19 protein-coding genes are annotated in these 20,717 nt (G+C 67.2%); 11 read left to right on the top strand and 8 right to left on the bottom strand.

Annotated elements, in window-relative coordinates; genetic code table 11:
* The first annotated feature begins 84 nt into the window (after window positions 1–84).
* The 5 genes from ACWEFV_RS06170 to ACWEFV_RS06150 are packed head-to-tail and all read left to right on the top strand — an operon-like array spanning window position 85 to window position 6,433.
* Window positions 85–1,554, top strand: a complete 1,470-nt coding sequence (locus ACWEFV_RS06170; RefSeq protein ID WP_450069467.1) for an NAD-dependent succinate-semialdehyde dehydrogenase — start codon at window positions 85–87, stop codon at window positions 1,552–1,554.
* Between the two features lie 53 nt (window positions 1,555–1,607).
* Window positions 1,608–2,768 carry an NAD(P)/FAD-dependent oxidoreductase gene (locus ACWEFV_RS06165; protein ID WP_450069466.1) on the top strand — a complete coding sequence of 387 codons (1,161 nt, stop codon included), beginning with the start codon at window positions 1,608–1,610 and terminating at the stop codon, window positions 2,766–2,768.
* A gap of 9 nt (window positions 2,769–2,777) precedes the next feature.
* Window positions 2,778–4,478 carry a dihydroxy-acid dehydratase gene (locus ACWEFV_RS06160; protein ID WP_450069465.1) on the top strand — a complete coding sequence of 567 codons (1,701 nt, stop codon included), beginning with the start codon at window positions 2,778–2,780 and terminating at the stop codon, window positions 4,476–4,478.
* 1 nt (window position 4,479) lies between these two features.
* Entirely contained in the window at window positions 4,480–5,070 is a 591-nt protein-coding gene (locus ACWEFV_RS06155; RefSeq protein ID WP_450069464.1) for a UbiX family flavin prenyltransferase, read from the top strand.
* Entirely contained in the window at window positions 5,063–6,433 is a 1,371-nt protein-coding gene (locus ACWEFV_RS06150) for a UbiD family decarboxylase (protein ID WP_450069463.1), read from the top strand. The genes ACWEFV_RS06155 and ACWEFV_RS06150 overlap by 8 nt, the downstream gene beginning before the upstream one ends.
* 90 nt (window positions 6,434–6,523) lie before the next feature.
* On the opposite strand, the gene ACWEFV_RS06145 is transcribed toward ACWEFV_RS06150, so the two are convergent.
* Together ACWEFV_RS06145 and ACWEFV_RS06140 are read right to left on the bottom strand one after the other, a co-directional pair.
* Window positions 6,524–8,719 carry an acyl-CoA dehydrogenase gene (locus ACWEFV_RS06145; RefSeq protein ID WP_450069462.1) on the bottom strand — a complete coding sequence of 732 codons (2,196 nt, stop codon included), beginning with the start codon at window positions 8,717–8,719 and terminating at the stop codon, window positions 6,524–6,526.
* Between the two features lie 116 nt (window positions 8,720–8,835).
* Window positions 8,836–9,084, bottom strand: a complete 249-nt coding sequence (locus tag ACWEFV_RS06140; protein WP_450069461.1) for a transposase — start codon at window positions 9,082–9,084, stop codon at window positions 8,836–8,838.
* A gap of 34 nt (window positions 9,085–9,118) precedes the next feature.
* On the opposite strand from ACWEFV_RS06140, the gene ACWEFV_RS06135 reads away from it, so the two are divergent.
* Window positions 9,119–10,378, top strand: a complete 1,260-nt coding sequence (locus ACWEFV_RS06135; protein WP_450069460.1) for an RNA-guided endonuclease InsQ/TnpB family protein — start codon at window positions 9,119–9,121, stop codon at window positions 10,376–10,378.
* A gap of 45 nt (window positions 10,379–10,423) precedes the next feature.
* Here the strand turns inward: ACWEFV_RS06135 and ACWEFV_RS06130 are convergent, their stop codons facing one another.
* The 3 genes from ACWEFV_RS06130 to ACWEFV_RS06120 are packed head-to-tail and all read right to left on the bottom strand — an operon-like array spanning window position 10,424 to window position 13,142.
* Window positions 10,424–11,413: a 2-hydroxyacid dehydrogenase gene (locus ACWEFV_RS06130; RefSeq protein WP_450069459.1), complete on the bottom strand. Its 990-nt coding sequence runs from the start codon at window positions 11,411–11,413 to the stop codon at window positions 10,424–10,426.
* The gene (locus ACWEFV_RS06125) at window positions 11,389–12,516 is read right to left on the bottom strand and encodes an alpha/beta hydrolase (RefSeq protein ID WP_450069458.1); all 1,128 of its coding nucleotides are present in this window, start codon (window positions 12,514–12,516) and stop codon (window positions 11,389–11,391) included. Before ACWEFV_RS06125 ends, ACWEFV_RS06130 begins: the two co-directional genes overlap by 25 nt.
* The gene (locus ACWEFV_RS06120) at window positions 12,513–13,142 is read right to left on the bottom strand and encodes a TetR/AcrR family transcriptional regulator (protein ID WP_450069457.1); all 630 of its coding nucleotides are present in this window, start codon (window positions 13,140–13,142) and stop codon (window positions 12,513–12,515) included. Before ACWEFV_RS06120 ends, ACWEFV_RS06125 begins: the two co-directional genes overlap by 4 nt.
* Window positions 13,143–13,262: 120 nt before the next feature.
* Here ACWEFV_RS06120 and ACWEFV_RS06115 point away from each other — a divergent pair, with 120 nt between their 5' ends.
* Complete coding sequence (locus ACWEFV_RS06115) at window positions 13,263–13,841, top strand: VOC family protein (RefSeq protein WP_450069456.1); 579 nt, start codon at window positions 13,263–13,265, stop codon at window positions 13,839–13,841.
* A 10-nt stretch (window positions 13,842–13,851) separates the two neighbouring features.
* Here the strand turns inward: ACWEFV_RS06115 and ACWEFV_RS06110 are convergent, their stop codons facing one another.
* Both ACWEFV_RS06110 and ACWEFV_RS06105 read right to left on the bottom strand, forming a co-directional pair.
* A complete protein-coding gene (locus ACWEFV_RS06110; RefSeq protein WP_450069455.1) occupies window positions 13,852–14,685 on the bottom strand; it encodes an SAM-dependent methyltransferase in 834 nt (277 codons plus the stop codon).
* A gap of 7 nt (window positions 14,686–14,692) precedes the next feature.
* Window positions 14,693–15,574: a helix-turn-helix domain-containing protein gene (locus ACWEFV_RS06105; RefSeq protein WP_450069454.1), complete on the bottom strand. Its 882-nt coding sequence runs from the start codon at window positions 15,572–15,574 to the stop codon at window positions 14,693–14,695.
* A 102-nt stretch (window positions 15,575–15,676) separates the two neighbouring features.
* On the opposite strand from ACWEFV_RS06105, the gene ACWEFV_RS06100 reads away from it, so the two are divergent.
* Complete coding sequence (locus ACWEFV_RS06100) at window positions 15,677–16,585, top strand: MBL fold metallo-hydrolase (RefSeq protein ID WP_450069453.1); 909 nt, start codon at window positions 15,677–15,679, stop codon at window positions 16,583–16,585.
* A 2-nt stretch (window positions 16,586–16,587) separates the two neighbouring features.
* Window positions 16,588–17,997 (top strand): carboxylesterase/lipase family protein, encoded by a 1,410-nt coding sequence (locus ACWEFV_RS06095; protein WP_450069452.1) that lies wholly within the window; start codon window positions 16,588–16,590, stop codon window positions 17,995–17,997.
* Between the two features lie 67 nt (window positions 17,998–18,064).
* Here ACWEFV_RS06095 and ACWEFV_RS06090 read toward each other — a convergent pair whose 3' ends face one another.
* Window positions 18,065–18,679, bottom strand: coding sequence for a TetR/AcrR family transcriptional regulator (locus tag ACWEFV_RS06090; RefSeq protein ID WP_450069451.1), 615 nt, complete (start codon window positions 18,677–18,679; stop codon window positions 18,065–18,067).
* Window positions 18,680–18,755: 76 nt separating this feature from the next.
* On the opposite strand from ACWEFV_RS06090, the gene ACWEFV_RS06085 reads away from it, so the two are divergent.
* Together ACWEFV_RS06085 and ACWEFV_RS06080 are read left to right on the top strand one after the other, a co-directional pair.
* Window positions 18,756–19,658, top strand: coding sequence for an oxygenase MpaB family protein (locus tag ACWEFV_RS06085; protein WP_450069450.1), 903 nt, complete (start codon window positions 18,756–18,758; stop codon window positions 19,656–19,658).
* A gap of 30 nt (window positions 19,659–19,688) precedes the next feature.
* The gene (locus ACWEFV_RS06080; protein ID WP_450069449.1) at window positions 19,689–20,582 is read left to right on the top strand and encodes a class I SAM-dependent methyltransferase; all 894 of its coding nucleotides are present in this window, start codon (window positions 19,689–19,691) and stop codon (window positions 20,580–20,582) included.
* Window positions 20,583–20,717 lie beyond the last annotated feature (135 nt).

Below are 20,717 nucleotides of genomic sequence, written 5' to 3'. Positions count from 1 at the left end.
CGACCCTCGCGCCGCTCTTACGATCGGTGGGCACACGGCGGCTGCCTCGGATTCCTCAACCGCCATGGACCGAAAGGGGTTTCGGTGCAGACAGATTCACCGCGTTTGACGGACGTCGACCAGACTTGGCAGGCCTACATCGACGGCCGCTGGGCGGACTCGGCCGATGGTGCCACGTTTCCCGTGGAGAACCCGGCTACCGGTGAGGTGATCGCCCGCGTGCCGGCGATGACCGAAACCGATGCGGCCGACGCGATCGCCGCCGCTCGCCGTGCCTACCCGGGCTGGCGCAGGCGTCCGGCACAAGAACGTTGCCGCATCCTGCGCGCGTGGTACGAAGCGGTTTTGGCGCACCGCGACGAACTCGCCGCGCTGCTGACCCGCGAACAGGGCAAACCGTTGAGCGAGGCCCGCTCCGAGATCGCCCAGGCCGCGTCCTTCCTGGAATGGTTCGCCGAGGAGGGGCGGCGTGCCTACGGCGACGCCATCCCGGCCAACACCGGTGACCGCAGGCTGCTGGTGCTGCGTGAGCCGGTCGGTGTCGTCGGGGTCATCACGCCGTGGAACTTCCCGGCCGCGATGATCACGCGGAAGGTCGCCGCCGCTCTCGCCGCCGGCTGCACCGTGGTGGTCAAACCCGCTGAGGAGACGCCGCTGACGGCGTTGGCGCTCGCCGAGATCGGGGCGCGGGCCGGTGTGCCCGACGGGGTGGTCAACGTCATCACCGGTTCGGGCCCGCGTCTCGGGAAGGTGCTCACCGCGAGCCCGGATGTCCGGAAAATCTCGTTCACCGGGTCGACCCAGGTGGGCAAGATCCTGGCGCGGGATTCGGCTGCCACCCTGAAACGGATGTCGCTGGAACTGGGCGGCAATGCGCCGCTGATCGTGTTCGACGACGCCGATCTGGACCTCGCGGTACGCGGCGCCGTGGCCAGCAAGTTTCGCAACTGTGGTCAGGCGTGTGTGGCCACCAACCGCATTTACGTCGCGCGTCCGGTAGCCGAAGAGTTCTTGCGCCGGTTCGCCGCGGCGGTTGCCGATCTGCGGGTGGGTCCCGGTGACGACGGCTCGACCGACGTGGGGCCGCTGATCAACCGGGACGCCCTGGACGCGATGGAACTGGCCGTCAAAGAAGCCGAGGCCGACGGCGCCCGCGTGGTGCTGGGCGGCCGCGCGACAGGTGGACTGTTCTTCGAGCCGACCATTCTGGGCGACGTCGCCGATAACGCGGCGATCACCCGCGCGGAGATCTTCGGCCCGATCGCGCCGGTGTCCGTCTTCGACACCGTCGACGAGGTGATCGAACGGGCCAACAACACCGCCTACGGCCTGGCCGCGTACTTCTACACCCGCGATTACGCCCGGGTCATCCACGTCAGCGAGGCGCTCGAGTACGGGATGGTCGGTGTGAACGAGAGCCTGGTGGCGACCGAGGTGGCGCCGTTCGGCGGGGTCAAGGAATCCGGATACGGCCGTGAGGGTTCCCATCTCGGCCTCGACGAGTACCTCTCGGTGAAGTACGTGTGCCTGGGCGGTCTGGGGGACCGATCGTGACGAATTCGGTGTCGGCACAATCTGTCCCGAGCCTCCCGGCGGACAGTAAGGACGTGACCGACGTCCTGGTCCTCGGCGCCGGACAGGCCGGCGCCGAGGTGGTTCACGGGCTGCGGCGCGGCGGCCACGAGGGCAGCATCCGGTTGGTGGGGGACGAGCCGCTGCTGCCCTACGAGCGGCCCCCGCTGTCCAAGGCCGTGCTGGCAGCCGGGGTGGCCGCCGAGCGGTTGTCACTGCGTGCCCCGCACGTGTACGCCGATCTGCGGGTCGACGTCGACACCGAACATCGTGCGGTGCAGCTGGATTCGCGTGCGCATCGAGTCACGTTCGATGACGGCAGCGTGGTCCGGTACAACACCTGCGTTCTTGCCACCGGAGCGCGGGCGGTACCACCGCCCTGGCCGCACCACCACCGGATACACGCGGTGCGCACGCTGCCGGATGCACAGCGACTGCAGGCGGCGGTACGGACCGGCGCGCGTTCCTGCCTGATCGTCGGTGGCGGATTCCTCGGCCTGGAGATCGCGAGCTCGCTGATCGGGCTCGGTCTCGACGTGACGCTGGTGGAGGCCGGGACGAGCGTGCTGCCGGGGAAGGTCTCACAGTTCACGGCGAAATGGTTGCGGCGTCGACACGAACAGAGTGGCCTGCGGGTGCACCTCGACTGTCTGGTTACCGAACTGACGGGCCACGAGGACGGCGTCGTGGTGGTACTCCGCGACGGAACCCGGCTCACCGTCGACCTGGTGGTGTACGCGACCGGCGCGGTGCCAAATGTCGAGCTGGCCGCCGCGGACGGCGCGGAGTGCGGTCGCGGTGTCTTCGTCGACCAGGCCGGGCGGACAACGCTGCCGGATGTCTATGCCGCAGGGGACGCCGCATCGCTGCGCACGGCCGGCGGCCTGGAAGCCCGTATCGAATCGGTGCACAACGCGGTGTCTCAGGCCAAGGCCGTGGTCGCCAGCCTGCTCGGCCAGCCCGAGGTGTCCACGTCGGTTCCGACGTTCTGGTCCGAGCAGACCGGTATCCGGCTGCAGCAGGCCGGTTGGCTGCCGGCCGACTTGGATACGCACGACGTGGTGAGCGCCACCGACGACGAGTTGACCGTGGAGCGTTACCTGGCCGGTGCCCTGGTGGGCGTGGAGACCGTAGGGCGGCCGGTGGACTTTCTGCGTCTGGTGAAGTCGCTGACCGACCTTCGGTTCCGGATGTAGGGAGAAGAAATGGGACTGGGAGACGGCCTTACCGACTACGGCGACAAGGGATTCGCCCGCTTTCTGCGCACCGCGTTCGCGTCTTCGATGGGTTACACCGAAGAGCTTCTCGATCGCCCGATCGTCGGTATCACTTGGACGGCAAGCGATTTCAACAACTGCCACCGGTTGGTGCCCAGCCTCGTGGAGGCTGTCAAGCGCGGCGTGCTGACGTCGGGGGCGTTGCCCATGGTGTTTCCCACGGCTTCGTTGGGCGAGGCGTTCCTGTCGCCGACCTCGATGTACTTCCGCAATCTTGCGGCGATGGAGACCGAGGAACTGGTTCGGGGCCAGCCGATGGACGCGGTGGTGTTGATCGGGGGGTGCGACAAGACGCTACCGGCGCAGCTGATGGCCGCGCTGTCGGTGGACAAGCCGGCCATCATGCTGCCCGTCGGGCCGATGAGCACCGGCTCCTTCGAAGGCGAGGCGCTCGGTGCGTGCACGGACTGCCGTCGCTACTGGGCCAAATACCGGGCCGGTGACGTCGACACCGAGCGGTTGACATCGGTGCGACGCAACCTGGCCGCCACCGCGGGTACCTGTCCGGTGATGGGAACGGCCTCGACGATGGCGGCGCTGATCGAGACGATGGGTCTGAGCCTGCCCGGCGCCGCGACCGTACCTGCCGTTCACGCCGACCGGTTGCGGGTCGCCGAACGCACCGGGGCCGTCGCTGCGCGGCTTGCCGTCGATGGCAAGCCCACGCCGCGCCAGTTGGTCACCGAACAGGCGCTCGAAAATGCCGTGCGGATGCTGCTCGCCCTGGGCGGGTCGACCAATGCCGTGGTGCACCTGGCCGCCATCGCCGGGCGGGCCGGGCTGCGGCTGGATATGCAGCGGTTCAACGAACTCAGCGACGACACACCGGTTCTCGTGGATCTGAAACCCACCGGATCGCACTACATGTCGGATCTGCACGCGGCCGGGGGCATACCTCAGGTGCTGCGCCAGCTCGACGGCCGGTGCGACCTGTCCGCGCCGACGGTGTGGGGCGGCACGTTGCGGGACGGCGTCGAGGCGGCCGGCCAGTGGCATGACAGCGCGGTGATCGCTGCGCCCGAGACGCCCGTCGATCCGCACGGCGGGCTGGTGGCGCTGTTCGGCAGCCTGGCGCCGGACGGTGCGTTGCTCAAACGTTCGGCTGCGTCCCCGGCATTGTTCGAAAAGACTGCTCGCGCAGTGGTGTTCACGTCGCTTCAGGATATGGCCGAGCGGATCGACGATCCGGATCTCGATGTGTCCGAGGATGACGCACTGGTGCTGCAGAATGCCGGCCCGTTGGCCGCGGGAATGCCCGAGGCCGGCTACCTGCCGATTCCTCGCAAGCTCGCTCAGCGCGGAGTCACCGACATGCTGCGCATCTCCGACGCGCGGATGAGCGGCACCGCCTACGGCACGATCGTGCTGCACGTAGCGCCCGAAGCCGCCGCCGGCGGCCCACTCGGCCTGGTCCGCACCGGTGACCGCATCCGGATTTCGGTGGCCGAGCGCAGCCTGGACCTGCTGGTCTCACCCGAGCAGCTGGCCCAGCGGGCTCGTGATGCGGAGCCCCGACCGAGCACCGACTTCCGGACGGGGCTCAGCGGCTACGGTCGGCTTTACCAAAGCCACGTGACGCAGGCGCCGGACGGCTGCGACTTCGATTTGTGGGCCGGCGAGCGCAGCTGACGTGACCCGACTGATCATCGGCATCACCGGTGCTTCCGGTAGCGCACTGGGCATCCGGGCGCTCGAACTGGCCGCCGGGATCGATGATGTGCACACCGATCTGATCGTCACCCGGGCCGGCCGCGATTCCATCCACCAGGAGACCGACTGGACGGTGCGCGACGTGCTGGCGCTGGCCGACACGGTTCACGACGACCATGACCTGGCCTCGACGCTGGCCAGTGGGTCATCAACCGCCGATGCCATGCTGATCGCCCCCTGCAGTGTGAAAACCCTTTCCGCGGTGGCGAATTGTTTCGATGCGACACTGCTGGTGCGGGCCGCCGACGTGATGATGAAGGAACGCCGACGGTTGGTGCTGTTGCTGCGTGAAACCCCGCTGCATGCGGGGCATCTCAGGTTGATGACCCAGGTGACCGAATCCGGCGGCATCATCATGCCGCCGGTGCCGGCGTATTACCTCAGACCCGCCGACATCGACGAGATGATCACGCACACCGTGATGAGAGCTTTCGATGTGCTCGGCCTGGCCGTACCGGGTTCGGTTCGCTGGCAGGGGCGTCGTGGGCGGAACGGAAACGCCGATGGCTGAACCGCGGCGGGCCACGGCTGCCCATAATCTGCGCGAAGAGCTGGCGCTGCTGGATCGCGCAGGACTCCTCGCGCGGGTCCGCCGCGAGGCCGATCCGCGATTCCAGATCGCGGCACTGGCCCGCGCCTGCGAGACCGGACCGGCGCTGGTGTTCGAGTCGGTGCTGGGCTCGCGCCACCCCGTGGTGATCAACACCCAAGCTTCACGCGAGATGATCGCGACGTCCTTCCGCGTCGGGACCGATCAGGTTGCGCAGCGCTACGCCAACGCATTACGCAACCCGGTGGCGCCGGTGATCGTGCCCGGCGGACCGGTACAGGAGGAGGTGCTGGTGGGCGAGGAGCTCGACCTCGGCGCCGAACTGCCGGTACTCACCCATCACGAACGTGACAACGGGCCCTACATCACCACCGGGGTGGTGATCGCCGAGGATCGCGAACTGGGCGTACGAAACCTGTCGTATCACCGGATGCAATTGCGCGGCGGAAACGAGACGGGCATCGTGATCGTGCAGCGCCATCTGCATCGGCTGCTGCAACGGGCCGAGTCCGCCGGCCGGGCGCTACCGGTCGCGGTGGTGCTCGGTCTGGACGCCGCCACCCGGCTGGCTGCCGCGACCTCGGGAAGTGCCGCCCCGTTTGGCTTTGACGAGCTGGGAGTTGTTGGGGCACTGCAGAATCGCCAGCTTCCGCTGGTGGCATGCCGCACCGTGCCGGTGCATGTCCCGGCCGAGGCCGAGATCGTGCTCGAAGGTGAGATCGTGCCGGGCCGGTGGGAGGACGAAGGACCGTTCGCCGAATTCGACGGCGAATACGAGAGTGAACCCGCGCGGGTGTTCCGGGCCACCGCGCTGACCCGGCGTCGGGATGCGATCTACCAGGGCCTGACATCGGGATCGCGCGAGCAGCTCAACATCATGGGGCTGCCCAACGAGGGGGTGCTGTTCGGTGCGATCCGGGCGGTGCTGCCCGGGCTGCGTGATGTGCGGGTAACCCTTGGCGGGCTGCGCAAGTTCCACGCGATCGTGAGTATCGACAAACAGCATGACGGCGACGGCATGGACGCGATCGTCGCTGCGTTCGCCGGGCATCGCGACCTCAAACACGTCGTGGTGGTGGATGCCGATGTCTCCCCGTATGACAATGCGGCGGTCGAGAGGGCCATCGCCACGCGAGTGCAGGGCTCTCGCGATCTGGTGGTCATCCCGGGCGGTCGGGGCAATCCCGTCGACCGCAGCCTGCGGGAAGGTGGGGTGACCGACCGGGTCGGCATCGACGCGACGCGGCCGCTGGACAGTGCCGGCGAGCGGCCGCGTGCCGTGGTCCCCGGCGCCGACGAGATCCGGCCGGCCGACTGGCTGTGATTCACCATGAGCCTGACCCCGGCGAGCAGACGCAAAACTGCCCCTTTTCCAGCGAAAAGGGGCAGTTTTGCGTCTGCTCGCGCAAGAGAGTTACGGATCGCGGGGCAGGCCCAGCAGCCGTTCGGCGATGATGTTGAGCTGCACCTCGCTGGTGCCGCCGTAGATCGTGGTGGCGCGGCTGGCCAACAAGTACTCGGCCCAGCGCCCGAATTCCTGCTGGGGATCGCCGACGGCCCCGTCAGTGCCGAAGGAGGCCACCGCGAACTCCGCATAGCCCTGGCCGGTCTTCATCGACAGCAGCTTGGAGATTGCCGCGGCGGGCATGGGATCGCCGCCGGCCAACGTCAGCAGGGTCGACCGCAGGTTCAGCACCTTGGCGGCGTGGCCTTCGGCGATCAGCCGGCCGGCATGATTCTGCTCGATCTGGTCGAACTGCCCGTCGCGAAGGAACGCGACGAACTGTTCCAGGTTGGCCAGGAACGGCGGCTCGCTGCTGCCGATCGACACCCGCTCGTTGGTCAGTGTGTTGCGGCTGACCTCCCAGCCGCGGTTGACCTCGCCGAGGACCATGTCGTCGGGTACGAATACGTCGTCGATGAACACGGTGTTGAACATCGCGTTGCCGGTCAGCTCCCGCAGGGGTTTCACCTCGACGCCGGGAGCCGTCATGTCGAGCAGGAAGTACGTGATGCCATTGTGCTTCGGAGCGTGCGAGTCCGTCCGCGCCAGCAGGGCACCCCACGCCGAGTACTGCGCACCCGTCGTCCAGATCTTCTGCCCAGTGATGCGCCAGCCGCCATCGACCTTGGTGGCCTTTGTGGTCAGGCTGGCCAGGTCCGAACCCGCGCCCGGCTCGGAAAACAGCTGGCACCAGATCATCTCGCCGCGGAACGTTGGCGGCAGGAAGCGTTGCTTCTGCTCGTCGGTGCCGAACGCCACGATCGACGGGATGATCCACGAGGCGATGCCCATCTGCGGGCGGCGTACGCGGCCGGTGCTGAACTCCTGGGCGATGATGATCTGCTCGATCGGTTCGGACGCCCGCCCCCACGGCCTGGGCAGGTGCGGCTGCACCCATCCGCCCTCGGCGATCGCGGTGTTGCGCTCGGCGCCACTCGGAATCGCCTTCAGTCCGGCGACTTCCGCGCGGATCTCGTCACGCAGCTTCTCGGTGTCGGGATCCAGGTCGATGTCGACCGGGCGCATTCCGGTTGCGGTCGCGGTATCGACCACTGACTGCGGGTAGTCCGAGGCCCGGCCGAAGCACGCGGACAGCACGAGTGCGCGCCGATAGTAGACGTTGGTGTCGTGCTCCCAGGTGAATCCGATACCGCCGTGCACCTGGATGCAGTCCTGGGTGGTGTGCTGCGCGGCTGCGGGTGCCAGGGTGGCGGCCACCGCGGCGGCGAACTCGAAATGGGTTTGCGCAGAAGCGTCTTCCTGCGCCTCGTCCAATGCGCGGGCAGCGTCCCAGACGGCGGCGGTCGCTCGCTCGGTCTCGGCGATCATCCCGGCGCACTTGTGTTTGATCGCCTGGAACTGGCCGATCGGCCTGCCGAACTGTTCGCGGATCTTGGCGTACGCGGTGGCGGTGTCGGTGGCCCAGCGGGCGACACCGATCGCCTCGGCCGACAGCAGGGTCGTGATCAGGGCACGGGCGTGGGCGCGGTCCAGGCTGGACAGCACCCGATCGCCGGCCACCTCGGTGGCGTTGGCCCGCACGTGGGCCAGCGGCCGCAACGGGTCGACGCTGCGCACCGGCTCGATCTCCAGTTGGGCAGCGTCCAGCACCACCCACTGGACACCGGACTCGATCGCGACCGGCAGCACCAGAACCGATGCCTGCGCGGCGGCGGGCACCGCCCGTGCCTCGCCGCGGATGACCACGCCATCACCGTGCCGGGTGGCGGTCAGGCCCGAATCGATGGCATAGGCGGCGATGGTCTCGCCGGAGGCCAGGCCACCCAAGACCTTGGCCTCGGGATTGTCGGCCGAGATCAGCGCACTGGCGATCGACGACGGGACGAAGGGCCCCGGCACCGCGCCGTAGCCGAATTCGGCCAATGTGATGGCCAGTTCCAGGATCCCGAAGCCTTGCCCGCCAACGGATTCCGAGAGGTGAACGCCCTGCAGGCCCTGCTCGGCGGCGGCTTTCCAGTATGAGGGAGGGTTGGAGATCGGCACTTCAAGGGCCTCGTGGAGCACCTCGGAGGGCGCCACCCGCGCGACCAGGGACCGAACAGAATCGGCCAGATCGCTGTGCTCAGACGTGATCGCAATAGGCATGCGGGTCCTCCATCCGGGGCATATATCTATTAACCGGTCGGTTGGGGCCGAGGGTACCCCGGCGTGATGCGCGCCACTCCAGTGGCCTATCTGTACCTTGCGCGGTGCTCCGTCCTTTAGTGCTGGGCGTAGCGCATCCCGGTGTTTGTGCCTCGCGGGGCGAGGCCCCGTCTGTCATACGGGGCGTTGCTGGTTTCGATGCATTGCTCGACCACGGTCATGGTCGCTCCGCCGAATGGGCGCGCGAAGTAGGAGCCGGACCAGAAGTGTCGGCCCCACAGGTATTTTCGGACGCGGGGGGGTAGACGACATGTCTTCCTGTGCGTACATCCTTGTTCGGTTGCCCTCGTGGTGACGTGAACCAATGATCATGTCAGAGGTGTGGACGATACTGCCGCTGTGAGCGAGTTGATGGTGGTCAAGCGGTGCGTGAAGTACCCGCTGGCACCATCTGCGGCGCAGTCGGAGGTGTTGGCTCGCCAGGCTGGCGCTGCTCGGGCGTTGTGGAATCTCATCCACGCGCACCACACGTTTCATGAGGCATCGAGACGGTGGCCGTCGTGGTCGGACTCGGATGCGGCGATCCGGCAGTCCCGCAAAGACATCGACTGGCTGGCAGTCCTGCCCGCCCAAGCCGCACAGCAAGTACTCAAGGCCTACAAGCAGGCCTGGTTGAATTATTGGAACGGCACCCATGGTAGGCCTACGTGGAAAACGCGTCGGGCACGCCGCGCGGTCGATGTGCCCCAAGCTCGCGACCTCAACCTCACCCGGCTCAATCGCAAGTGGGCGACCGTGGCCATTCCGAAAGTCGGGACGGTCAAGGTCCGGTTGCACCGCGCCATACCTGAACGGGTCACCGGTGCACGGGTGGTGCGGGAGGCTACTGGCTGGATGCTGGTGGTGCGTGGCGAAAACCGGGTGGCCAAACCCCGCCGACGACGCACCGAACGCGGCAGTGTCGGTATCGACCGCGGCGTGATCCACACGCTGGCGCTGTCGGACGGGTCGTTCATCGATCAAGCCGCCACCCTGGCGTCGGGCGAGAAGAAACGTCTCTACCGTCTTGAACGCCGAGCCGCGCGGCAGCGGGCAGGAAAACCCCGCGGCCACAAAGCCAGCCGGCGGCTGCTGCGGACCTACGTCCAGATCGCGGGCCTGAAAGCCCGCCAGGCCCGACGCCGGTACGAATTCGCACACCAATCCACCGCCGCACTGGTCGCAACCGGGGTGGCCACCCTGGTGGTGGAGGACCTGCGGGTGAAGGACATGACCCGCAGCGCTAAAAGCACCGTCGAGGCGCCGGGGGTGAACGTCAAACAAAAGTCCGGGTTGAACCGGTCCATCCTCAATCAAGGATGGACCCAGATCCTGACACTGCTCACATACAAGGCCGATCAAGCAGGGGCACGGGTCATTCGAGTCCGGCCACACGGCACGTCGCAGACGTGCCACCGATGCGGGTCCACCGCAGAGGGGCAACGCGAAAACCAAGCGTTGTTCCGATGCGCAAACCCAGCATGCGGGTGGACCGGCAACGCTGACACCAACGCCGCGATCGTAATCAAACACCGGGGCCAGGAAGTGGCCTTGCAGGACGTGGAGCCCAACGCCATCAGGCAGGCCGTGAAACGTCAAAACCCGAAAACCACCGCCTAACAACGGCGCCAGTAGGGAAACCGCATCCTTCAGGTGGCGGAGACTTCATTTAACCCCGTTTACTACGTGGGCCATGTGTTCGCCGTCGCGGATGCGCCGGCAGTTGTCGACCGCCATGGTCAGGTAGCGCCGCATCGTGTCGACGGTGTACCAGGTGACGTGCGGGGTGAGCACCACATTGGGCAGCTCCAACAGGGGATTGCCGGGCGGTACGGGCTCCTCGGCGAAGACGTCGAGGCCGGCCGCGGCCAACTGCCCGCTGCGCAGCGCCTCGACGAGGGCCGGCTCGTCGATGATCGGACCGCGCGCGGTGTTGACGACGACCGCGCCGGGTTTCATCGAAGCCAGGGCCTTGCTGTCGAGTAGCCCACGGGTGGCCTCGGTCAGCGGGAGATTCAGCGAGACGATATCGCTGGCGGCCAACAGGTCTGGCAGGCTGCGCCACCCGGGATGGCCGGTGTCGCGGGTGCTGGTGTGGATCACCTGGGAGGGATCGGCACCCATCGCGACGACGATCTTCTCGACCCGCTTGGCGACGTTGCCGTAGCCGAGCAGGCCCACGGTGCACCCGCTGACATCGCGCACGGTTTCACCCAGGCTGTGATCGGAGGGCCAACCCGTACCGTCCCGGGTGGCGCGGTCGAGTTCGGGCAACCGGCGCAGTGCCGCCAGCATCAGCAGCACGGTGCCCTCGGCCACCGACGGCGCATTGGCGCCGGGCATGTTGGCCACCAGGATGCCCAGCCGGGTAGCCGTGTCGACGTCGATGGTGTTCACCCCGGCGCCCAACTTGTGCACCAAACGCAGTCGCAGCCCGCGCTCCAGGTCATCGCCGGACACCGGCCGCAACACGTGCCAGAGCACCTCGGCCGACGGCAGTTCCCGGTAGAAGGTGGCGTCGTCGTCTTCGGCGCAGAACGTGACATCGAGCCAGTCCTGGTGAGGTGCAAGAAAATCCATCACCTTGTCACCGGGGGTGAAATGCGCCAGGACCTTGATCCGGCCTGGGTTCACCGCCACCGCTTCGCGATCCATCGGGCGATGGTATCGGCCTGCTCGCCGCGCGCGCCCGGAGTCGTGAAGTAATGGTCGGTGTCGATCGAGCACTGGGACTTGTCCGTGCTCGCCAGCGCGTCGTAGATGCGTTTGGCATCGGACGGATACACCCCGGTGTCCTGGTCGGCATTGATCACCAGGGCCGGGCAGGTGATCCGGGCCAGGTGCGGCTCGGCCCGGGTCTGGGCGTGCCGCAGGCTCCACATGCCGATCCAGTTGCGGACGGTGGTGGCCGCGGCGATGCCGCGCGCCGACCGGTTGGCCTTGATCGGCACCCCCGCGTAACACAGGTTGGGCTGCCTGCGGGTCGGCTCGACCTTCGGATCGACCATTCTCGGGTCGGCCCAGGTGCGCATGACGGTGAACGGGCGGTCCGAATATCCAGCCGCCTGAATCCTTTTGAGTTCATCCTCAGCCCAGTCGGTGATCTTCTCGTTGCGTGCGACCTGGGCCGCGCGGTAGCGCGCCACGAATTCTGCCGATAAGGGTGCCGCGTTGCGCTCGTCGAACAGGTCCAGGTCGGGGTCGCTGGCGATGGCGTCGTTCTCGTCGACGACCGCCCCGTCCATCCAGGCGGTCAGCACATCTGGGCGGCCCGGATGGGCCGCGCTGGCCACATACCCGTCGGCGGGCAGTAGTTCGGTCAGGCCCGCGGCGGGCCGCATGCCTTCGAGTGGCCGTACGTTCGGATCGACGGCTTGGGACTGGTAGGCCGCCATCAAGGAACCTCCACCGGAATTGCCCAGTAGAACAACGGTTTCGATGCCCTGTACCTCACGGAGCCAGCGCACGCCCACCCCGATGTCGACCAGTGCGTGGTCCAGCAGGAAGCTGCTCTCGAATCCGCGGAAGCGGGTGTTCCAGCCGAGGAAGCCGATGCCCCTGGCGGCCAGGTGGTCGGCGATGTAGTGCTCGGAGAAGTCGATCTGGTAGTGCGTGGCGATCACCGCGACCGTGGGCTTGTGGTCGGCGCTTCGGTAATACAGGCCCTGGCAGGGGTGTCCGCCCGCACCGGCGCGCTGGGCCGTCGGCGATTCCAGGCCGATGAACTCGCGAACCACTTCCGGTGACGCATTGTTCATGAGCGGGAGGTCTCCTCGTGGTAGATGGTCCGGTAGAACACGTTGGCCAGGGTGGTGATGCAGGCGGAGTCGTCGGCGGTGGCGTCGCGCCCGCCGGACAACTGGGTGTAGCAGAACTGGTTGAGCATCGACACCAATGCGACGGCGGTCAGGTGGGCGTCGTCGTCGGGGCAGAACCCTTGCTGCTGAGCATGTTTGATCATCTCGGTGATCATGGCGATCGGCAGCTGGCAGATCTCGTCCCAGTATTCGGCGAAGTCGTCGTCGATCATCGCCATCTGGGAGACGCTGATGATCTCGGCCAGGCGGTGCCGGTAGGTCATCCAGTGGGCGGAGGCCGCCTGGTGGCAGCGCTCCCAATTGGTCAGGTTCGGGCCGGTCGCGGGAAGTGCGCGTTCGCGGGCTTCGTTGCGGAATCGCAGGGCCCATTCGCGGACCATGGCTTCTTTTGAGGCGTAGTAGTTGTAAAACGATGCGGCCGACCGGCCCGCCTCGGAGGCGATGTCGGAGATCGTGGTGGCCAGGATGCCCTTGCGGGCGATCACCGCACGGGCCGCGGTGTCGATCGCCGCCTGGGTCTGGCGGCCACGCGCGGTCGGCAACGGGGTACGGGGGCTGACGGTCACGGACTTCCTCACTCCCGGCGGGCGGGAATCGTGCACGGCCATTGATCACTTCTGAATCTGATGTTAGATTCAGATTCGCAGTTGCGCCAGTGTTTGGTGTCCACCCCGGAGGTGTATGACGTGATCAAGCCCAACAACCCCAACCCGGAGTTCGAGTTCGGCGGTATCAACCATGTGGCGCTGGTCTGCGCGGACATGGCACGCACAGTCGACTTCTACACCAATGTGCTCGGCATGCCTCTGATCAAATCGCTCGACCTGCCCGGCGGCATGGGTCAGCACTTCTTCTTCGACGCGGGCAATGGGGACTGCATCGCGTTCTTCTGGTTCCGTGAGGCCCCCGACGGCGTGCCCGGGATCTCCGCGCCGGCCGCGATCCCCGGCATCGGCGAATTCGTCAGCGCCACCGGATCCCTGAACCACATCGCCCTGCACGTGCCCGCCGAGAAGTTCGACGAGTACCGGCAGAAGCTCAAGGCCAAGGGGGTCCGGGTCGGCCCGGTTCTCAACCACGACGACAGCCCGATGCAGGCGTCGGCGACGGTGCACCCAGGCGTCTACGTGCGGTCGTTCTACTTCCTCGACCCGGACGGAATCACCCTGGAATTCGCCTGCTGGACCAAGGAATTCACCGACAACGACGCGCAGGCGGCGCCGAAGACGGCCGCCGATCGTCGTCCGCCGGTACCGGCGGGGTAGTACCCGGTCCCTACTTGGTGGCGGTGACGAAATATCCGCGAGGCACTCCGGGGACATCCAGTGGCACCGCGGGGGCGAACCACCGATTCCACGTGTTGCCCGGCTCGGCCACATCGGTGACGACCGCCGACCAGCCCAGCCGCTCACACAGCTGCCCCGGGGCATCGGTGCCGAACAGCCACGGCGCCCCGTTGCGGGACATCCGTTCGCGGACCGCGGCCAGCATCACACTGTCCATCAGCACCTTGCCGACGATGTCGTAGAGCAGCACCGAACCGGGCGCCGAGAGCGCGTCGACCCGCTCGAACACCGTGCGCACGGCGCCCTCGTCCAGATATTGCAGCAGCCCTTCCATCAACCAGACGGCCGGCAGGTTCGGGTCGAAGCCGTTGGCTCGCAAGGTTTCGGTCCAGTCCTGCGTGAGGTCGACGCCGATGGCCACCCGCCGGCAGCGTGGTTCGTCGCCGGCCAGCGCGTCAGCCTTGGCCGCGATCACCGCGGGCTGATCGAGTTCGAACACCGTGGTGCCGTCGGGCCACGGCAGCCGGTAGGCCCGGGCGTCCAGGCCCGCGGCGAGGATCACCACCTGCCGGACCGGTGGCACTGCGCTCAGCAGCGCCTCGTCCCAGAAGCGCGTGCGCACCACGATCTGCAGCGTGGACTTGTCACCGCTGGCGGCGACGGCTTCAGCGAGCATCCGCTGACCGGACTCACCGGCCAGGCGCTCTGCGAACGGATCATCGAAAAGCCGGTCGGGGCGGCGGGTTTCCTCGGCGCGGATTGCCGCGACCAGGACGCCGGTGTCGGCCACTGCCTGACCTGGAGTCTGTCTGGAGTTGGTCATATCGCCATCATGCGCGCCCGGCAGTCGTCGGGTCTTGGATATTAATGCCTCGGGATTCCCGCGCAAGCAGCTGTAATGCGTCCGCCGAACTCGAGCCCTCCGCCGTCGTCACCACAACCAGTGCCTGCTCGGCGTCGCGGGCCAGCGTCAGATTCTGCATCGTGACCGTGAGTGGTCCGGCGAGCGGATGGCGCAGGTCATAGGAGTCTGCCTCGCAGGGCTTGACCCGGTGATCGGCCCACAGCGACACGAATTCCTCGCTCTTGACCGATAATTCACCGATCAGGGCGGACAGCAGTGCGTCGTCGGGATGCCGGCCCGCTGCCAGGCGGAGGCTGCCGACCACCGTCCGGACCTTGCGGTGCCAATCCACGTAGAGATCGCGACTATGGGGGTCGAGGAACAGCAGCCGGGCCAGGTTCGGCCGGGTCGCCGGGCTGTCCACCGACGTGAAATCCACGTGGCCGGCCAGCAGCGCGTGGCCCAGCTCGTTCCAGGCCAGCACATCGGTGCGGCGTCCGAGCACCAGCACCGGCAGGTGGTCCAGCGAGCGCAACAGATCGCGCGTCAACGCGCTGACGTGCTCGACGGGAGGCCGTCGAGGCGGCTGCGCGCGCCGTGATGCCAGCTCCCGCAGATGCGTCTGCTCGTGAACATCCAGTTGCAGAGCCCGCGCCAGCGCTTCGAGGATCGCCTCTGAGGCATTGGCCGATTGTCCCTGTTCCAGCCGCGTGTAATACGACACGCTGACGCCGGCGAGCTGGGCAACTTCTTCCCGTCGCAGCCCCGCGACCCGGCGCCGCTCGCCGTACCGGGACAGGCCCACATCCTCTGGATGCAGCCGACCGCGCCGGGCCCGCAGGAATTCGCCGAGTTGTCCGGTGGTCATGACCCCACTATGCCTGCGGTCTGATGAGCCGTGCCTATCCCTGCCAGGGGTAGGCACAGTGGGGCCTGGCTGAGCTGACAGGGCGTGACCAGGCTGGGTTCCATGAACGAAATCGTTTTGGGCGACGTCAGCGTGACCCGGGTGATGGAGTATTACGGCTCGGTCCGGTTGTCGCCGCAGGAGTTCTTCCCGGAGAGTTCCGACGAGGTGTGGCGACGCAACGAGGGATGGATGGCGCCCGACTTCTACGACCCCGATAACGACGTCTGCGTCTCCGCCATTCAGACCTGGCTGCTGCGCAGCGAGGGCAGGACCATCCTGGTCGACACCGGGGTGGGCAATCACAAGGACCGGCCGTATGCCCCGGTCTGGCATCACCTGGACACCGATTTTCTCGGGAACCTCTCCCGGGCCGGTGTCGCTCCTGAGGATGTCGACGTGGTGATCAACACCCACCTCCATGTCGACCACGTCGGCTGGAACACCTACCTCGACGACGGCAACTGGATCCCGACCTTTCCGAACGCCACCTATCTGATGCCGTTGGCCGACTTCGATTTCTGGAACCCGGCCAATCGGGGCGACCCGGTCGCAGGGCGGGACAACGTGTTCCTCGACAGTGTGGCCCCGGTCCGTGCAGCGGGACAAACAGTGTTGTGGGAGGACGGTTTTCAGATCGATGCCAACCTCGCGCTCGAGGCGGCCCCGGGCCACACCCCGGGCTCGGCGGTGGTCAGGCTGCGGTCCGGCAGTGACCGTGCTGTTTTCGTCGGCGACATGATGCACACGGCGCTGCAGGTCGTCGAACCCTACACCAACAGCTGCTACTGCGAGGACCCGGTGCAGGCGCGGGCCACCCGGCGGCGGGTGCTGGGTCAGGCCGCCGACACCAACACACTGGTGCTACCGGCGCATTTCGGCGGGCACGGGGGTGCCGAGGTGATGCGCGACGGCGACAGGTACGCGATCAAGGCATGGGCGCCGTTCGACCGGGTGAGCGAGGGTTCGTGAGGATGGACGATCCGATCGTCGAGACGGCAACCGGTGCCGTGCGTGGTTTCCAGATCCCGGACGCGCAGGTATTTCTCGGAATCCCTTACGCCGCAGCGCCTATGGCCGCGGGCCGCTTCGCGGTGCCGATCGCCCACGAACCGTGGCGGGACCTACGCGATGCGACCAGGCCCGGACCGACCGCTCCGCAGCCACCCCGCAACGGCTTCGGACGCCTGGACATGTCGCCCTTCTTCGGCCCGGGCTGGGTGCGCGGCGACGACTATCTCACGGTCAACGTCTGGGCTCCGCCGAACGCGCAGCGCCGTCCGGTCATGGTGTTCGTCCACGGCGGCGGCTTCGTAGCCGGCTCCACCCGCTCGGCGCTCTACGACGGAACCGCCTTCGCCCGCGACGGCGTGGTGCTGGTGACGGTCACCTACCGGCTCGGGATCACCGGATTTCTGGATCTGCCCGGGGCGGTACCCAACCGGGGGCTGCTCGACGTGCTGGCCGCGCTGGCCTGGGTGCAGACCAACATCGAGGCATTCGGCGGGGATCCCGGCAACGTCACCCTGTTCGGCCAGTCCGCGGGCGCAACGATCACCGCCGGGGCGCTGGCGACTCCTGGCGTGGAGCGGTTGATCCGTCGCGCAATCATGCAGAGCGGAAACGGTTTCGGTGCGTTCGCTCCCGAACAGGCCACTCAAGTCACCCAGGCGGCGGCCGAGGCCCTGGGTGTCGAACCCGCCGCGGACGGCTTCGACCAGCTCTCCGACGAACAGCTCGTCGAGGTGGTGCCGAAGCTTGCCGGGCTCGATTTGCATACCGAAGAACATTTCGATCCGCTGCTGGGATTGAGCCCGTTCAGCCTGGTGCTGGCCGAACAGCCGGCACAGCGGCTCAATCCCGAAGTGGGGCTGCTCATCGGGACCAACGCCGAGGAGGGCAACCTGTACCTGGCCCCGCAGTCTCAACTCGCCTCCACCACCCGCGACGACGTCGAGCGACTCGCCGCGCGCGTGGACCCCGACCCGGCGAGCCTGGTCCGGCAGTACCGCTCGCGCTTTCCCCGCGCGGGCTGGGGTGAGTTGCGTGCAGCGATTCTCGGTGACGCTTTGTTCCGCTCCGGCAGTGACCGCACTGCCCGAGCTCATGAGCAACTGGCCGGCGCGGGTACCCACCGTTACGAATTCTCTTGGCGCTCAGAAGCTGTAGACGGCACGCTGGGTGCAGCCCATGCGGTTGAGCTGCCGTTCGTGTTCGACCGGATCGGACTGGAGTCGTTGCGCGGCCCGGCTGCGCTGCTCGGGCCCGGCGAGCCTCCCGCCGCATTGGCCGACCAGATGCACGGCGCCTGGGTCGGCTATGCCACCACGGGTGATCCGGGCTGGGCTGCATCGGGGACGCGTAGGTTCACCGGCCGGGGCTGACGCCGACATGGCTGGGCGGCCACGTGCGGCGCCGCGCCGGGGCGCAGCAACACCGGGCCCGGCACGGTCAACTCCCCGGTTGCTGCATGCCGGCCACTGCGTCGAGCATCGAGCGCAACTGGTTGATGAGCTGTTCGGGAGACAGTGCGACCTCACCGGACAGCCATGCGCTGATCGTCTGGGTCACCCCGCCGACCGCGAAATATGAGACGGCCCTGAGGTAGTCGTTCTCCTGCAGTTGCAGGGCGTCGCCGGCGTGCTGACCGAGCAGGGTGGCGAAGAGCGCCGTGGATTCGACGCGTTTGCGGGCCAGCACCTCGTTGGACAGTTTGACGCTGAACAGCAGCCGGCCGATCCGCCGGTCCTGGGCGATCAGGTGCACGATGTTGGCCATCCCGGCCATGGTCTGATCGGCCAGCGGAACGGCGGCGACGGCGGCCTGTGTCGAGGTCGCGATATCGGCGATCACCCAGTCGTAGACCGCGCCGATGAAGTCGTCTTTGTCGCCGAAACTCTCGTAGAAATACCGTGCGGCCAGCCCGGCGGTGCGGCACACGGCGCGCACCGTCACCTCCGCGTCCTCGCCGCCCAGTAAGTCGAGCCCCGCCTCCAGCAGCTGGCTGCGCCGTTGCGCGAGGCGGTCGGCTGCCTCGATGCCGCGGTACGGCCGGACCTGTTTCACCCCAACATCTTGACACCTGTCAGGCCGGCGGGCCAATATCGGGAATCACATGTTCTCAGTTTCAGAAGGGGTGGCCATGACGGTCAGCGAACCGATCCCGCATGTCGAACGGGCGATGAGTGACTCGTCGCGCCCGGGGGCTGCGCCCAGGCGCCGCCGGCGGACCGCCAGTTTCGACGACGGACTGATGGGTGTGGCGCTGCTGGCCGGTCCGGCGAACGTGATCATGCAGCTGGCGAACCCCGGCGTCGGCTACGGCGTCGTGGAGAGTCGCGTCGACAGCGGCCGCACCGATCTGCACCCGGTCAAGCGGGCCAGAACCACCTTCACCTACCTGGCGGTGGCCACCCGCGGCACCGATGCCCAGAAGGCGGCCTACCGGCGCGCGGTCAACAAGGCCCACGCGCAGGTGTACTCCACCGAGGACAGCCCGGTGAAGTACAACGCGTTCGACAAGAATCTGCAGCTGTGGGTGGCCGCGTGCCTCTACAAGGGCGGGGTCGACGTGTTCCGGATGTTCATCGGCGAGCTGGACGACGAGACCGCCGACCGCCACTACCGGGACAGCGTCACGATGGGCACCACCCTGCAGGTGCCCGAGGCAATGTGGCCGGCCGACCGGGCTGCCTTCGATCGCTACTGGGAAGAGTCGCTGGAGAAACTGCACATCGACGACACCGTGCGCGGGTACCTGTATCCGATCGCCGCGGGCCGGCCGAAGAATCCGAGGTTGCCCCGCGCGGTGCAGCGTCGGCTCGACGCGGTGGCACTGCTGATCACCACGGGTTTTCTGCCACAGCGGTTCCGCGACGAGATGCACCTGCCATGGGATGCCAAGAGTCAGAAGCGGTTCGACCAGCTGATCAGGGTGCTGCGCACGATCAACGATCTGCTGCCGTCGTTCCTGCGGCAGTTCCCCTTCAACGTGCTGCTCAAAGACCTCGACTGGCGGATCCGGACCGGTCGACCATTGGTGTAGCTGTCAGATTCGCGGCGTACCCTCGCGTCGGTGCGTACCGATGACGACAATTGGGATATCACCACGAGCGTTGGGCAGACAGCGTTATTCGTAGCTGCCTCAAGGGCATTGGAGGCGCGGAAGGACGATCCTCTCGCCGTCGACCAATATGCCGAGGTGTTCTGCCGCGCGGTCGGGGGCGAGTGGACGACCGCGGTCGAGGGCACCGACCCCGAGCATCCGCTGCAGACCGAATTCGGCGAGAACTTCGTCAATTTCCAGGGCGCCCGCACGAAGTACTTCGACGAGTACTTCGCCCGGGCCATCGAAGCCGGCGTGCAACAGGTGGTGCTGTTGGCGGCCGGCCTGGACTCGCGGGCCTACCGCCTACGGTGGGCCGACGGCACCGTGGTGTACGAGTTGGACCAGCCCCGGGTGCTCGAATTCAAGCGCGACACCGTGGATCAGTTGGGCGAGGCGCCGACGGCCGAGCGCCGCGAGGTCGCGATCGATCTGCGCGACGACTGGCCGCGCGCCCTTCAAGAGAGCGGCTTCGACCCGTCGCGGCCGTCGGCGTGGATCGCCGAGGGATTGTTGATCTATCTGCCCGCCGCAGCACAGGAACAGCTGTTTGCTGGAATCGATGCGCTGGCCGCGCCGGGCAGCTTCGTCGGCATCGAGGAGGCGGTGCCGATGCCGGACGAGGCCTTCGAGGCCAAGCGCGCCGAAGCGGTGTCTTCCGGCGACGAGAACGCCTTTTTCACGCTCGTGTACAACCAGCAACACGAGCCGGCGGATCGGTGGTTCGGCTCGCGGGGCTGGGACGCCGTGCCGACACCGTTGCATGAATATCTGGCCGAAGTGGGTCGGCCCGTGCCCGAACCTGACACCGAATCCGGCGGGATGACGGGAACTATCAGCCTCGTGTCTGCGACTAAAAGGTGAGGCAGTTCACGACCTAGCTCGAGTACGTGCCTCTCGACACTTAAGTTATGCAATGCTAACTTCAGCAAAAGTTAGCTTAGCCATACATAAGGGAGAGAATCGGGGGCTTCGCTCCCGTGCACGCATATGGGTAGT

Source organism: Mycobacterium sp. NPDC004974 (assembly GCF_053600815.1).
This window is presented reverse-complemented; position numbering and strand designations above follow the sequence as displayed.